Genomic DNA, 13,017 nt, shown 5'->3' with positions numbered 1-13,017 from the left:
GCGGAGCGATGAGTCTGCGATCACGGGTGACGGTCCGCGAGGAGCCCGGCCCTTCCCGCGACGACGGCCTCGTCGCCGTCTACCGCGCCAAACTCCTGGAGGAGATCGACCTCGCCGAGATGTCGTCGCTCGCCGCGGGCGACCGGCGCGTGCGGCTCGAACGCGTCCTCGGCCACATCATCAGCCGCGAGGGCCCGGTCCTCTCCTCCGCCGAGCGCTCCCAGCTGGTCCGCCGCGTCGTCGACGAGGCGCTCGGACTCGGCGTACTGGAACCCCTCCTCGCCGACGCGTCCATCACCGAGATCATGGTCAACGGCCCCGACGCGATCTTCGTCGAGCGCGCCGGCCGCGTGGAACAGCTCCCGCTGCGCTTCGCCTCGCAGGAACAGCTCATGCAGACCATCGAGCGCATCGTCTCCACGGTGAACCGGCGCGTCGACGAGTCGAACCCGATGGTCGACGCCCGCCTGCCCACCGGCGAGCGCGTCAACGTGATCATCCCGCCGCTGTCCCTGACCGGCGCCACCCTCACGATCCGCCGCTTCCCCCGCGCGTACACGCTCCCCGAGCTGATCGGCCTCGGCTCGCTCGACGAGCAGATGCTCATGCTCCTCTCCGCGTTCGTCCGCGCCCGCTTCAACGTCATCGTCAGCGGCGGCACGGGATCCGGGAAGACCACGCTCCTCAACGCGCTCTCCGGCCTCATCCCACCCCACGAACGCATCATCACCATCGAGGACTCGGCCGAACTGCAGCTCCAGCAGGACCACGTCGTCCGCCTCGAATCGCGGCCGCCGAACGTCGAGGGCAAGGGCCAGATCACCATCCGCGACCTCGTCCGCAACTCGCTGCGCATGCGCCCCGACCGCATCATCGTCGGCGAGGTCCGCGGCGGCGAGACTCTCGACATGCTCCAGGCGATGTCGACCGGCCACGACGGCTCGCTCGCCACCGTCCACGCGAACACCGCCGAGGACGCCCTCACCCGCCTCCAGACCCTGGGCTCCATGTCCGAGGTGGACGTCCCCTTCGAGGCCCTGCGCGACCAGATCAACTCGGCGGTCGACGTCCTCGTCCAGCTCACCCGGCACGCGGACGGCTCCCGCAAGGTCGCCGAGATCGCCCTGCTCGTCTCGCACGGCCGCGAGCAGTTCCGCATCTCGACGGTGTCCCGCTTCGTGCCGCACCCACTCGGCCACGACCACCGCGTACGCGGCACGTTCGAGCATCTGCCGCTGCCACGGCGCGTGGCCGAGCGGCTGTACGTCGCGAACGAGCCGATCCCGCCGGCGTTCGGCGTGATCGACGGCATCGACGGACGCAACACCAGGGAGGCGATCGGATGACGACCGCGACGGCTGTAGGCCCGGGTGGTCCGGGTGGTCCGGGGGATCTGGGGGATCCGGGCGGCCCGGGCGGTCCTGGCGGTCCGACATGAGCGAACGCACTCTCATCGCGCTCGGCGCCACCCTCCTCACCTGCGCACTCGCCGTCGCGGGCCTCCACGCGTACGCCTCCGGACGCGCGCAGCGGCGGGCGCTCGTCGACCGGCTCGACGGCCTGTCGGGCGCGGGCCCGTACGGCGCCGCCGGGGGCCGCGTACGCCGGTTCGCCGGCCTCGACCGCAGGCTGCGCCGCACCCGGCTCGGCCGCGCCATCCACCTGCGCCTGTCCGCGACCGGGCTCGACCTCACCGCCGGGGAGTTCTTCACCTACGTACTCGCCGTGGTCGTCGCCCTCTGGCTGATCGCGTCCGCCGCGCTCGCGCCGTTCTTCGGGCCGATCGCCGGGCTCGTCGGGGCGTGGGGAGCGGTGATCTTCCTGAACTGGCAGCGGCAGAAACGCATCGAGGCGTTCATCAGCCAACTCCCCGACGTGGCCCGCCTGCTGGCCAACGCGACCGCCGCGGGGCTCGCCCTGCGCACCTCGCTCGCCATGGCGGCGGAGGAGCTGGAGGCCCCCGCCGGCGAGGAGCTGTCCATGGTCGCCGACCAGCTCTCGCTCGGCCGCACCATCGACGACACCCTCGGCGAGCTGGCCGAACGCCTGCCGTCCCGCGAACTCGTCGTGCTCGTCACCACCCTCGTCCTCGCCAACAAGGCGGGCGGCTCGGTGGTGTCGTCCCTGCGGAACCTCACCCAGACCCTGGAGGACCGCAAGGAGACCCGGCGCGAGATCCGCACGATGCTGGCCGAGGTCAACGCGACCGCGTTCACCGTGCCGCTCCTCGGCCTCGGCTCCCTCCTCCTCATCAACTCGTCGAACGCGGGCGCGCTGGCACGCGTGACCGGCTCCCCGGTCGGCCAGATCCTGATCCTCGTCTCGCTCGGCCTGTACGGGATCGGCTTCTTCGTGATCCGCCGGCTCGGAAAGATCGAGGTCTGAGATGAGTACGGGACGGAGGGGGTTGGGATGAGTACGGGAATGGTCGGGGTGCTGCTCGCCCTCGCCATGGGCCTCGCGGTCCTCGGCATCTTCCTGGGCGTGCGCATGTACCGCGCCGAGGCCAAGCTGCCGAGTGACCTGGCCGTCGCCCTCGAAGTCGGCGCCACGCGCGTCTCCGCCGCCGGGTCGGCCGTCGACCGCCTCGGTATGCGGTTCGCCCCGCTCGTCCTGCGGGCCATGGGGCCGCGCCGCGTCGACCTCAAGCGCCGCAGGATCGACATGGCGGGCAACCCCGGCGGCCTCACCATCGACCGTTACGCGGCGCGCCGCGCGGTCTACGGGGTCTTCGGGGTCGTCCTCGGCCTGGTCTTCCTCACCAACGGCCAGACGCTGTTCGCCGCCCTCACCCTCGCGTTCGGCCTCCTCGCCGCGGACGGCCTGATCTGGCAGGCGTCGCGCGAGCGCAAGGAGGTCATCGACCGTACGCTGCCCGACTTCCTCGACGTGCTCGCTGTCGTCGTCAGCGCGGGCCTCGGTTTCCGTCAGGCGCTCGACCGGGTCGCCGAGAAGTATGAGGGGCCGTGGGCGGACGAACTGCGCATCGCGCTCCGGCAGATGGACATGGGCGTCAGCCGCCGCCAGGCCTTCGACGAGCTGCGCCGGCGCAACGCGTCCGAACAGGTCGCCCAGTTCGTCTCCGCGCTCCAGCAGGGCGAGGAACTGGGCTCGCCCATCGCCGAGACGCTGATCCAGATCGCTACGGACATGCGGCGTACGGACGCGCAGAACTCCCGCCGTCGCGCGGCGAAGACGATCCCGAAGGCCACGATGGTCACCCTCGTCTTCATGCTCCCGGCGACGATGATCCTCATCGCGACGGGCATGTTCCTCGGGTCGGGCTCCGACTTCGGCTCGATCCTCGGCCGGTGAGGGGAGGCATGACAGGAAGCGACCAACTTCCGGTCAAGCGTGTGCCGTTAATTGACGAAAGGCGGCACAGAGGGTGGCAGTTCCCGTACGTTGCGTACGGTGCCGGTGAAGTCGTGAGGGAGCGAAGGGGAAACCGTGCTGAGGGAACGCGTACTCGGGGTGTGGGTGAAGTGGACCGTGACGGTAGGGGACCGCGTCCGCGGGAAAAACGCGGATTCGGGGGCGGGCTTCGTGGAGTACGCGGGGCTGATGATTCTGATCGCGGGGATCTTTACGTTGATCGATCAGATCGGACTCGACGGCATGATCTCCGGAGCCATTCGGGACGCGGTCACCCAGGTCATCGGCGGCTGATCCTCGTCGGCCTCCGGGACGATCGAGGGCAGACCCTGCCCATCTACATCTGGCTGACAGGGATTCTGCTCTTTGCCGCGTTCGCGTTCTTCGCGTTCGCTCAGGCGGCGTCCGCGCGTAACGGTGCTCAGTCGGCTGCCGATGCGGCCGCTCTGGCGGCTGCTCAGGAGGCGAGGGGCAATCTCGTCGATGGGCTGGGCCGGGCGATCGGTCACGGCGACGGCTGGCTCGACTGGCTTGCCGGGCAGCAGCCGATCGGTGACGGCGCCGAAAGCGCGGCGAATTCGCTTGCTGCGGACAACCGTGCGCGGGTCACCGGATTCCAGTCGGCCGAAGTCAATGGGTATCCGGGATATTGGGTGAAGGTGGAAACCCTCGATCCCGTCGGTGATTCGATCATCCCAGGCACGGAGTCCGAGTACGCGAAGGCCAAGGCCACCGCCGTCATCGAGCCGCGCTGCGAAGTTGATCCTTCGGCCGACCCGGCAAAGGCGGTGGAGTTCGACTGTGATGGCGGGGAGTCCTTCGACTTCGATCCGGGGGACTTCAAGCCGGGAGATCTTCCTGACGCCTCGACCCTGTTCTCCGTTCATCTGGCCGACTGACTAGTGAAGGAACGCGTTTCGATGAAGACTCGGCAACGCACGGCACTGGCCGCGCTGGCGATCACGACCGGGCTGATACTCACCACGGCCGGGTGCGGTGGTGGTGATGACGGAAAGGGCGAGTCGAAGGCCTCGGCCTCAGCGAGGCACACAACCGGCCAGGACGTAAGTCCGACTCCTTCCCCTTCTTCGGAACAGACGCTCGCAGAAGTCAAGAGCAACGGCATCACGCTGACAGTCACCTCTGCGACACGGGATCAGGGCGGCTTTCTCACTCTCTCCGGCAAGGTGACCAACGGCGGAGGCAAGTTCTGGATCGCGGCCGACTGGCGGGGCGACGAACGCGAGTTGAGCAAGAACGGATCCTCCCTCGCCGGCGCCTCCGTCGTGGACAAGGCAGGCAAGAAGAAGTACCTCATCCTTCGGGATACCCAAGGGCGTTGCCTCTGCACGAAGTTCGAGGGCGGTGGCGTGGACGCGGGCCAGTCCGTGGACTGGTACGCACAGTTCCCCGCGCCACCCGAGGGCACGAACAAGGTCGACTTCCAAGTCGGGTCCATGCCCCCCGCCCCCCTGGAAATCACCGAGGGCGGATGACCATGGCCCTCCCCCGAACACGAACCCGAACACGACCTCTCATCGCCCTCACCGCCGCCGCCCTGATCAGCCTCACCCTCAGCGTCAGCGTCAACGCGCAAGGCGCCTCCGCCGATGACACCGATCCCTCCGGTGCGCCGCCCGGGAGTACGACGACCTCGCCGCCCCCCGACGTCGACGGCAACAGCCCGGGGCTGAAGCTCGCCGACGGCGCCACGCTTGCGCCGGCCAAGGTGCTCGACATCAAGTCCGTCATCGAGGACCTGTCGGGCGACGAGAGGCGCGAGGACACGAACCAGGACGTGAAGTTCGCGCTGCAGGCGGAGGTGCTGTTCCCGAAGGACAGCGCCAAGCTCAACCCGGACGCCGCGTCCCGTATCCAGGCCATCGCCGACGAGATCACGGCGCAGCACGCCACGAACGTGCGCGTCTTCGGTTTCACGGACGACCTCGGGTCGTACGCGCACGGGCTCACGCTGTCGAAGAAGCGCGCGGAGGCCGTGCACGAGCGGCTCGCGGCGGCGCTCGGTTCGCAGGACCAGAACGTCACGTTCGCGGTGCGCGGCTACAGCGAGGACTATCCGATCGCCGACAACACCAGCGAAGAGGGCCGCAAGAAGAACCGGAGGGTCGAGGTGTCGTTCCCGAGGGGGGCGACCGGCGCGGGCGACGGCACGTCCTCCCCCTAGGGCGTGTCCTGGCGCGGCGCTAGCCGAGCCGTACCGGCAGGGAATCCACTCCGTAGACGATGGACAGCTTGCGGAAGGCGAGTTCCTCCGGAGGAGTCGCGAGCTTCAACTCCGGGAAGCGGCGGACCAGTTGGGGGAACGCCGCGCGCAGTTCCATCTTGCCGAGCTCCGCGCCGATGCAGCGGTGGATGCCGTATCCGAAGGCGAGGTGGGAGCCGGCGGCCTGGCGGGACGGGTCGAAGCGGTCCATGTCCTCGCCGAGGCGTGCGTCGCGGTCGGCGGCGCTGAGGGAGACGAGGACGATGTCCCCGCCGGATATCCGGACCCCGCCTATCTCGACGTCCTCGCGGGCGAACCGCGGGAACGCGGTCTGGACGACGGTGAGGTGGCGCAGCAGCTCGTCGACGAAGGGCGCGGCGACGGCCTCGGGGTCCGTGGCGTCGCGCAGCGCGGTGAAGTGCTCCGGGTTCTGGAGCAGGATGAGCGTGCCGAGCGCGAGCATGCTCGCCGTGGTCTCCAGGCCGCCGGTGAGGACGCCGTCGGCGAGGCCGGTGAGCTCCTCGTCGGTGATCGCGTCGCCGTACTCGCGCACCAGCATGCCGAGGAGGCCGTCGCCGGGGTTGCGGCGCTGCTCGGCGACGATCCCGCGCAGATAGTCGAGGGACTGGGACACGGCGCTGAAGGACGCGCCGGCGCCGCCGAACACGTCGAAGCGGGCGACGGAGAACTGCTGGAAGTCGTCCCGGTCCTCGTAGGGCACGCCGAGGAGTTCGCAGATGACCAGCGCGGGCACGGGCATCGCGAAGTGCTCGACGAGGTCGACCGTGTTGTCTCCGTCCGCGGCCTTCGCGAGGTCGGCGAGGCGTTCCTCGACGATGGCGTGGATCCGGGGGGTGAGCCGCGAGAGGCGGCGCATCGTGAACTCCGGCGTCAGCATCTTCCGCAGCCGGGTGTGGTCCGGCGGGTCGGTGAAGCCGAGGCCGCCGGGGTTCTGGTCGTCGGTGACACCCGTGTTGCCGACCAGGTTCCGGAAGTCGTTGCTGAACGCGGACCCGTGGCCGAGCACGGCCTTCGCCTCGTCGTAGCCGGTGACGAGCCACACCGTCATGCCGGGGATGGGCAGCCTGCTGACCGGCTCCCGGTCCCGGAGTTCACCGATCTCGGCCACCGGGTCGAGTCCTTCGCGGCGCAGCGGCAGGAGCGCGGCGTCGGGCAGCTTCGAGAGGACGGACAGGTCGAGGCCGCCCTTCTTCCGGAGCCGGGCGAAGTAGAGGCGGGTCAGCCAGGTCGCTATCGCTGAACGGGCAGCACGAACAGAACGGAGAGAACGATCGGACATGAGCTCGCATTTCGGCGCGGGATGGTCGATGCCGTTACCTGTGTCGGGCAGCGGTGCCCGGAGCGGATCCGCCCAGGGTACGTGGAGAACCCGCGCAGGCCGAGGGAGGGGCGGGAGGTCTCTGCCCCTCTTACGGTTCTCTTCCCGGCCCGCCCGCGCGGGGCGAAAAGCACGTGCCGTGCCGGTGGGGCGCTGCGATCATGGCGTCATGAGCATCCGCCCCACCCACGCCGGCCGCCCCTTCGGCGAACTCGTCGCCGAGGCTGCCGCCGCCCCCGTCGAGGGCTGGGACTTCTCGTGGTTCGAGGGCCGCGCCACCGAGGAGCGGCCGTCCTGGGGGTACGCGCGTGCCATGGGCGAGCGCATGGGGCGCGCCTCGGCCGGGCTCGACCTCCAGACCGGCGGCGGCGAGGTGCTCGCCTCGGCGCCGGAGCTGCCCCCGCTGATCGCCGCGACCGAGGGCTGGCCGCCCAACGTCGCCAAGGCCTCCGCGCTGCTCGCCCCGCGCGGGGTCGTGGTCGTCGCCTCGCCGGAGGGCGCCCCTCTGCCGTTCGCGGACGGCACGTTCGACCTGGTGACCAGCCGTCACCCGGTGAAGGCCCCGTTCGCCGAGATCGCCCGCGTGCTGGCGCCAGGTGGCACGTACTTCGCGCAGCATGTCGGCCCGAGCAGCGTCTTCGAGGTCGTCGAGTTCTTCCTGGGGCCGCAGCCGGAGGAGGTCAGGCGGGGGCGTGACCCGCGGGGCGAGCGGGCCGAGGCCGAGGCGGCGGGCCTGGAGGTCGTCGACCTGCGCGCCGAGCGTCTGCGGATCGAGTTCTACGACATCGGGGCCGTCGTGCACTTCTTGCGCAAGGTGATCTGGATGGTGCCGGGATTCACCGTCGAGGCGTACCGGCCGCGGCTGCTCGAACTGCATGAACGCATCGCGGCGGAGGGGCCGTTCGTGGCGCACAGCACCCGTCATCTGATCGAGGCCCGCAGGCCGCGCGCCTTGTAGCCGCATCGTTATCGATCAGCTACCGATACACGTGTCACCGTGAAGTAGGTTCAGACCAAGGCAATTCGCGTGAGCAAAGCTGCGCGGCGGCATCGTGCAGTGGAGGGGGCTGCGCGGTGCCGCCTGCCTTCCCCCGTGTGCGGTCACTCACCCTGGCCCCCATCCATGCTGGACCACCGTCACCCGGACCCCGCGCCGCACTCCCCAGCGGGCCATCGCCCCCGCCTCCGCCTCCAGGACGCACCGGGCGCGCAACCGGGGAAGTCCGATCCGCCCCGGGCGCATCGTGCGCACCGCGAGCACCTTCCCTTTCCGGTCCAAATACGCCACATCCACCGCGAAGCGCATTCCTATGGTGTGCACACTCGCCGACGCGGTCAGCAACAGCGCGCCGTCCACCCCATCGCGGCCGAGCAGCCCGCGCCGCCGCGCCCGCCCCGACTCCGCGATCTCCAGCGGGAGTTCGGCCTCGCGTCCCGCCACGGTGAACGTCGCCATGAGCGCGCAGCCAACCTCCCGGGCCGCCCCGGCGTCAAGCACGCGTTCGTCGCACCGCTACTCCCTGAGGGGGACCGCCCTGGTCGTACCGAAAGCCGGGAAAACCCTTGCGAAACCCCGCGCGAAGCGGCCGGAAACATACCTCCAGCCGTCGTCGGGCGACTTCGGAGAGTAGTTGTGGCACGCCGATGCACCCACCATCCCTCACGAAGGGTTATGGTGGAAACCCCCCCTCGGGCCGGTCCGTATCCCCCCCCACGGACCGGCCCGTTTTTTGTCTCTGGCCGGGCCGCGCGTGTACGGCCGCCGGGCCCGGCGCCGCGACTAAAGTCCGCGGCATGCCGAACGACCACCCGCACCAGGCGCCGCCCACCGCCCCCGCCCCGTACGGCGGCCCCGGTCGGCCCGGCGTCCCCGGCCCCCACATCCCCGGCCCGTACAACGCCCCAGGGTCGTACGGGACCCACCCGCAGTACGCGCCCGCCCCGCCCCTGAGCATGCCGTCCTCCGTCCGCGCCGCCCGGACGACCACGTATGTGACGGTGGGGCTCGCCCTGCTCGCCGCCGTCGCGGTCGGCGTGACGGAGGGGCCGCGCGGCGCGGGCGCCGCGTTCGGCGGGAACGTCTTCGGCGTCGCCCTGCTGGTCCTCGCCTGCTTCTACGGGAAGGCGGGCCGGTGGCTGCGGGTCACGTCCCTCGTCCTCGCGAGCGTGCAGATCCCGCTCGGCCTGAGCGGAACCCTGCGCGGCAACATCGGCGGGCTCGTCGCGCTCGTCGGTGCCGTCGTCATGGTCGTGCTGCTCAGCCAGGCGAGCGCGGGCGAATGGTTCCGCAGGCCGCGTACCCCCGGCGCGTAGCGCGAGGGCCGCGGCCCGTCCCAGCGGAACAGAGCGGAACAGAGCGGAACCAGAGGGGAACCAGAGGGGAACAGACCGGAACGGGAGGCGTCAGCTCCGGCCGGCCCAGATGTTCGTGCCCGGGGTCGACACCGCGAACGAGTCGATTTCGGACAGCTCTTCGTCGGTGAGCTTCGGGCCCGCGAGCGCCGCCACGTTCTCCTCCAGCTGCTTCACACTGGACGCGCCGATGAGGGCGGACGTCATCCGCTCGTCCCGCAGCACCCAGTTGAGCGCGAGCTGCGCGAGGGACTGGCCGCGGCGCCGCGCGATGTCGTTCAGGCCGTTCAGGCGGCGGAGCACCTCGGAGTCGCCCGCGAGGCCCGGGTCGAGGGACTTGCCCTGCGTCGCGCGCGAACCCTCGGGGATGCCCTTCAGGTACTTGTCGGTCAGCAGGCCCTGCGCGAGCGGCACGAAGGAGATGCAGCCCATGCCGGCCGTCTCCAGGGTGTCGAGCAGGCGGTCGTCCTCGGTCCAGCGGTTGATCATCGAGTACGAGGGCTGGTGGATGAGGGCGGGGACACCCATCTCCTTCAGCAGCCGCGCCGCTTCCGCCGTCTGCTCGCTGTTGTAGGAGGAGACGCCCACGTAGAGCGCCTTGCCCTGCTGCACCGCGGAGGCGAGCGCGCCCATCGTCTCCTCGAGCGGGGTGTCCGGGTCGAAGCGGTGCGAGTAGAAGATGTCGACGTAGTCGAGGCCCATCCGTGACAGGGACGCGTCGAGGGACGACAGCAGGTACTTGCGGCTGCCCCACTCGCCGTACGGGCCGGGGTGCATGAGATAGCCCGCCTTGGTCGAGATGACCAGTTCATCCCGGTACGGCGCGAAGTCCTGGGCGAAGATCTTGCCGAAGTTCAGCTCGGCGGAGCCGGGGGGCGGCCCGTAGTTGTTCGCCAGGTCGAAGTGGGTGACACCGATGTCAAAGGCGCGGCGGAGGATCGCCCGCTGAGAGTCGAGGGTGCGGTCGTCACCGAAGTTGTGCCACAGGCCGAGCGAGATCGCGGGAAGCTTGAGACCACTGCGGCCGGTGCGCCGGTACTCCATGGAGTCGTAGCGGTCCGCGGCGGCGCGGTACGAGGAGGTGTCGTTCATGGCTACGAAGCTACGTCAGGCCGCCGGCACCCCACAGCGAGGGCCACGGTCCACAGCGGTAGGCTTTCGCCCTCGGGGACTGCCGTCTGCACGGAGGGGCTGAAAGACAGTGAACCTGCGCGACCTGGTGTACGGACTTTACGCACGCCGGGTGGAAGGCCGTCTCGACCACGACCAGGTGCCCAAACACATCGGGGTCATCCTCGACGGGAACAGGCGCTGGGCGAAGGCCTCCGGTGGCACTGCCGCACAGGGCCACCAGGCGGGCGCGTACAAGATCGAGGAGTTCCTCGGCTGGTGTGCCGAGACGGACGTCGAAGTTGTCACCCTCTGGATGCTGTCCACGGACAACTTCAACCGCCCCGAGGAGGAGATGCGGCCGCTCCTCGGCATCATCGAGGAGACCGTCCGCAGCCTCGCCGTCGACGGCCGCTGGCGCGTGCACCACGTCGGCACCCTCGACCTCCTTCCTGCCCGCACGCAGACCGTCCTCAAGGAGGCCGAGCAGGCCACCGACGGCAACAAGGGGATACTCGTCAACGTCGCGGTCGGCTACGGCGGCCGCCAGGAGATCGCCGACGCGGTGCGCTCGCTGCTCCTCGACCACGCGGACAAGGGCACCAGCCTCGAGGACATCGCCGAGAGCGTCGACATCGACCAGATCTCGAAGCACCTCTACACCAGCGGACAGCCCGACCCCGACCTCGTCATCCGCACGAGCGGCGAGCAGCGCCTGTCCGGTTTCATGCTCTGGCAGTCGGCCCATTCCGAGTACTACTTCTGCGAAGTCTTCTGGCCCGCGTTCCGCAAGGTCGACTTCCTGCGCGCGCTGCGCGACTACGCGGCCCGTCACCGGCGTTACGGCGGCTGACCCGGGGGACGTACGTCACCAGGAGTTAACGCACGCGCCGCCCCGAGCTATGGCATGGCCGCGTGTGTTCGAGGGAATAAGCCTTCCAGGTCGATGTCCGATTCACGGACGTCGAGTCTCAGCGGACGGCACGGGGCTGTCCGCCCGGGAGGCCCTTTGCGCCAGGACGACCATGCGGGGAGCACATTCCCCGTTGGAGAGGCTGGGGGGCCGGTCACGGCCCGTGCATCGCGGCCGTCGACCGGCGGGTCCGACCCGCCCCGCCCGGCCCTGGATCCCTCTGTCGCTCCCCGACCTCATCCGAGGGGGTACGTCCTTCCGTGGTGACCAGCAACAAGCGCCAGCCCGACCGGCGCACTTATGTTCTCGACACCAGCGTCCTGCTGGCCGACCCGAACGCCCTGACCAGGTTCGACGAGCACGAGGTGGTGCTCCCGATCGTCGTGGTCACGGAACTGGAGGCCAAGCGGCACCATCCGGAGCTCGGTTACTTCGCCCGGCAGGCCCTGCGCCTGCTCGACGACTTCCGGACCCGGCACGGACGTCTGGACGCCCCGATCCCCATCGGCGACCTGGGCGGCAGCCTGCGCGTCGAGCTCAACCACTCGGATCCGGGCGTGCTCCCGGCGGGCTACCGCCTGGGGGACAACGACTCCCGCATCCTCGCCGTCGCCCGCAATCTCCAGGCCGAGGGGTACGACGTCACCGTCGTCTCCAAGGACCTGCCGCTGCGCATCAAGGCGTCGTCGGTGGGCCTGCTCGCCGAGGAGTACCGCGCCGAGCTCGCCATCACGGACTCCGGCTGGACCGGAATGTCCGAACTGCGGCTCTCCGGTGAACAGGTGGACCTCCTCTTCGAGGAGGAGAGCCTGTACGTGCCGGAGGCGGCGGAGCTGCCCGTCCACACCGGCCTGACCATCCAGTCCGAGCGCGGCAAGGCGCTCGGCAGGATCACGGCCGAGGGTAACGTCCGTCTGGTGCGCGGCGACCGCGAGGCGTTCGGCATCAAGGGCCGCAGCGCCGAGCAGCGCATCGCGCTCGATCTCCTCCTCGACCCCGACATCGGGATCCTGTCGATGGGCGGCCGGGCCGGCACCGGCAAGTCGGCGCTCGCGCTCTGCGCGGGTCTGGAGGCCGTACTCGAACGGCGCCAGCACCAGAAGGTGATGGTGTTCCGTCCGCTGTACGCGGTGGGCGGTCAGGAGCTCGGCTATCTGCCCGGCACCGAGGCCGAGAAGATGGGCCCTTGGGCGCAGGCGGTGTTCGACACGCTCGGGTCCGTCGCCGGCAAGGCCGTCATCGAGGAGGTCACGGCGCGCGGCATGCTGGAGGTCCTGCCGCTGACGCACATCCGCGGCCGCTCCCTGCACGACGCGTTCGTGATCGTGGACGAGGCCCAATCCCTCGAACGGAACGTCCTTTTGACCGTTCTGTCGAGGATCGGGGCGAATTCACGGGTCGTACTGACACACGACGTGGCGCAGCGGGACAACCTGCGGGTCGGCCGGTACGACGGAGTGGTCGCCGTCGTCGAGAAGCTGAAGGGGCATCCGCTGTTCGCCCACGTGACCCTCACCCGTTCGGAGCGTTCACAGATCGCGGCCCTGGTCACCGAGATGCTGGAGGACGGTCACCTCTGAGAGCAGTGAGCGAAGCGCCCCATCTTGTAGGGGTTACGCGGTAGTTGGCGCCGCCCGGCGAAGCGCAGGAGCTTAGCCGGGCGGCGTCTTGCCGCGTGCTTGTTTCCGCGAAACGCCTGGGACA

Annotated in this window: 14 protein-coding genes; 11 read left to right on the top strand and 3 right to left on the bottom strand. The window is 69.9% G+C overall.

Translation table 11 applies throughout. The features are described 5' to 3' along the window. The first annotated feature begins 8 nt into the window (after nt 1–8). The 7 genes from EOT10_RS29375 (at nt 9) to EOT10_RS29345 (ending at nt 5,560) form a co-directional block, all read left to right on the top strand. Nucleotides 9–1,346 (top strand): TadA family conjugal transfer-associated ATPase, encoded by a 1,338-nt coding sequence (locus tag EOT10_RS29375; protein WP_127831382.1) that lies wholly within the window; start codon nt 9–11, stop codon nt 1,344–1,346. 88 nt (nt 1,347–1,434) lie between these two features. Further along, complete coding sequence (locus EOT10_RS29370) at nt 1,435–2,385, top strand: type II secretion system F family protein (RefSeq protein ID WP_127831381.1); 951 nt, start codon at nt 1,435–1,437, stop codon at nt 2,383–2,385. Between the two features lie 27 nt (nt 2,386–2,412). Continuing rightward, nucleotides 2,413–3,315, top strand: coding sequence for a DUF5936 domain-containing protein (locus tag EOT10_RS29365; RefSeq protein ID WP_127831380.1), 903 nt, complete (start codon nt 2,413–2,415; stop codon nt 3,313–3,315). Between the two features lie 165 nt (nt 3,316–3,480). Then, complete coding sequence (locus tag EOT10_RS42170; RefSeq protein WP_127831441.1) at nt 3,481–3,669, top strand: hypothetical protein; 189 nt, start codon at nt 3,481–3,483, stop codon at nt 3,667–3,669. After that, complete coding sequence (locus EOT10_RS29355; protein ID WP_317617372.1) at nt 3,666–4,274, top strand: pilus assembly protein TadG-related protein; 609 nt, start codon at nt 3,666–3,668, stop codon at nt 4,272–4,274. The genes EOT10_RS42170 and EOT10_RS29355 overlap by 4 nt, the downstream gene beginning before the upstream one ends. A gap of 21 nt (nt 4,275–4,295) precedes the next feature. Beyond that, the gene (locus EOT10_RS29350; RefSeq protein ID WP_223281285.1) at nt 4,296–4,871 is read left to right on the top strand and encodes a hypothetical protein; all 576 of its coding nucleotides are present in this window, start codon (nt 4,296–4,298) and stop codon (nt 4,869–4,871) included. Next, nucleotides 4,868–5,560, top strand: a complete 693-nt coding sequence (locus EOT10_RS29345) for an OmpA family protein (RefSeq protein ID WP_127831378.1) — start codon at nt 4,868–4,870, stop codon at nt 5,558–5,560. The genes EOT10_RS29350 and EOT10_RS29345 overlap by 4 nt, the downstream gene beginning before the upstream one ends. 19 nt (nt 5,561–5,579) lie before the next feature. On the opposite strand, the gene EOT10_RS29340 is transcribed toward EOT10_RS29345, so the two are convergent. Beyond that, the gene (locus EOT10_RS29340; protein WP_127831377.1) at nt 5,580–6,899 is read right to left on the bottom strand and encodes a cytochrome P450; all 1,320 of its coding nucleotides are present in this window, start codon (nt 6,897–6,899) and stop codon (nt 5,580–5,582) included. Between the two features lie 208 nt (nt 6,900–7,107). Here EOT10_RS29340 and EOT10_RS29335 point away from each other — a divergent pair, with 208 nt between their 5' ends. Beyond that, on the top strand, nt 7,108–7,896 hold the full coding sequence (locus EOT10_RS29335) for a class I SAM-dependent methyltransferase (protein WP_127831376.1): 789 nt from the start codon (nt 7,108–7,110) through the stop codon (nt 7,894–7,896). Between the two features lie 147 nt (nt 7,897–8,043). Here EOT10_RS29335 and EOT10_RS29330 read toward each other — a convergent pair whose 3' ends face one another. Beyond that, the gene (locus tag EOT10_RS29330) at nt 8,044–8,394 is read right to left on the bottom strand and encodes a DUF192 domain-containing protein (RefSeq protein ID WP_127831375.1); all 351 of its coding nucleotides are present in this window, start codon (nt 8,392–8,394) and stop codon (nt 8,044–8,046) included. A 338-nt stretch (nt 8,395–8,732) separates the two neighbouring features. Here EOT10_RS29330 and EOT10_RS29325 point away from each other — a divergent pair, with 338 nt between their 5' ends. Beyond that, nucleotides 8,733–9,251, top strand: coding sequence for a hypothetical protein (locus tag EOT10_RS29325; protein ID WP_127831374.1), 519 nt, complete (start codon nt 8,733–8,735; stop codon nt 9,249–9,251). A gap of 90 nt (nt 9,252–9,341) precedes the next feature. Here EOT10_RS29325 and mgrA read toward each other — a convergent pair whose 3' ends face one another. Next, nucleotides 9,342–10,382 (bottom strand): L-glyceraldehyde 3-phosphate reductase, encoded by a 1,041-nt coding sequence (gene mgrA, locus EOT10_RS29320; RefSeq protein WP_127831373.1) that lies wholly within the window; start codon nt 10,380–10,382, stop codon nt 9,342–9,344. A 109-nt stretch (nt 10,383–10,491) separates the two neighbouring features. Between mgrA and EOT10_RS29315 the strand changes: the two genes are divergently transcribed. Both EOT10_RS29315 and phoH2 read left to right on the top strand, forming a co-directional pair. Next, a complete protein-coding gene (locus EOT10_RS29315; protein WP_127831372.1) occupies nt 10,492–11,253 on the top strand; it encodes an isoprenyl transferase in 762 nt (253 codons plus the stop codon). 320 nt (nt 11,254–11,573) lie between these two features. Then, nucleotides 11,574–12,893 carry an RNA 5'-3' helicase PhoH2 gene (gene phoH2, locus EOT10_RS29310; RefSeq protein ID WP_127831371.1) on the top strand — a complete coding sequence of 440 codons (1,320 nt, stop codon included), beginning with the start codon at nt 11,574–11,576 and terminating at the stop codon, nt 12,891–12,893. Nucleotides 12,894–13,017: the final 124 nt, after the last annotated feature.

This window comes from Streptomyces antnestii, from assembly GCF_004005495.1.
Taxonomy (GTDB): domain Bacteria; phylum Actinomycetota; class Actinomycetes; order Streptomycetales; family Streptomycetaceae; genus Streptomyces; species Streptomyces antnestii.
This window is presented reverse-complemented; position numbering and strand designations above follow the sequence as displayed.

Excerpts from the sequence above, each read along its gene's own strand:
- EOT10_RS29335 (WP_127831376.1), top strand. The coding sequence starts at position 7,108 with ATGAGCATCCGCCCCACCCACGCCGGCCGCCCCTTCGGCGAACTCGTC.
- EOT10_RS29330 (WP_127831375.1), bottom strand. The coding sequence starts at position 8,394 with ATGGCGACGTTCACCGTGGCGGGACGCGAGGCCGAACTCCCGCTGGAG.
- EOT10_RS29370 (WP_127831381.1), top strand. The coding sequence starts at position 1,435 with ATGAGCGAACGCACTCTCATCGCGCTCGGCGCCACCCTCCTCACCTGC.
- EOT10_RS29375 (WP_127831382.1), top strand. The coding sequence starts at position 9 with ATGAGTCTGCGATCACGGGTGACGGTCCGCGAGGAGCCCGGCCCTTCC.
- EOT10_RS29350 (WP_223281285.1), top strand. The coding sequence starts at position 4,296 with ATGAAGACTCGGCAACGCACGGCACTGGCCGCGCTGGCGATCACGACC.
- mgrA (WP_127831373.1), bottom strand. The coding sequence starts at position 10,382 with ATGAACGACACCTCCTCGTACCGCGCCGCCGCGGACCGCTACGACTCC.
- EOT10_RS29345 (WP_127831378.1), top strand. The coding sequence starts at position 4,868 with ATGACCATGGCCCTCCCCCGAACACGAACCCGAACACGACCTCTCATC.
- EOT10_RS29365 (WP_127831380.1), top strand. The coding sequence starts at position 2,413 with ATGAGTACGGGAATGGTCGGGGTGCTGCTCGCCCTCGCCATGGGCCTC.
- EOT10_RS29340 (WP_127831377.1), bottom strand. The coding sequence starts at position 6,899 with ATGTCCGATCGTTCTCTCCGTTCTGTTCGTGCTGCCCGTTCAGCGATA.
- EOT10_RS29325 (WP_127831374.1), top strand. The coding sequence starts at position 8,733 with ATGCCGAACGACCACCCGCACCAGGCGCCGCCCACCGCCCCCGCCCCG.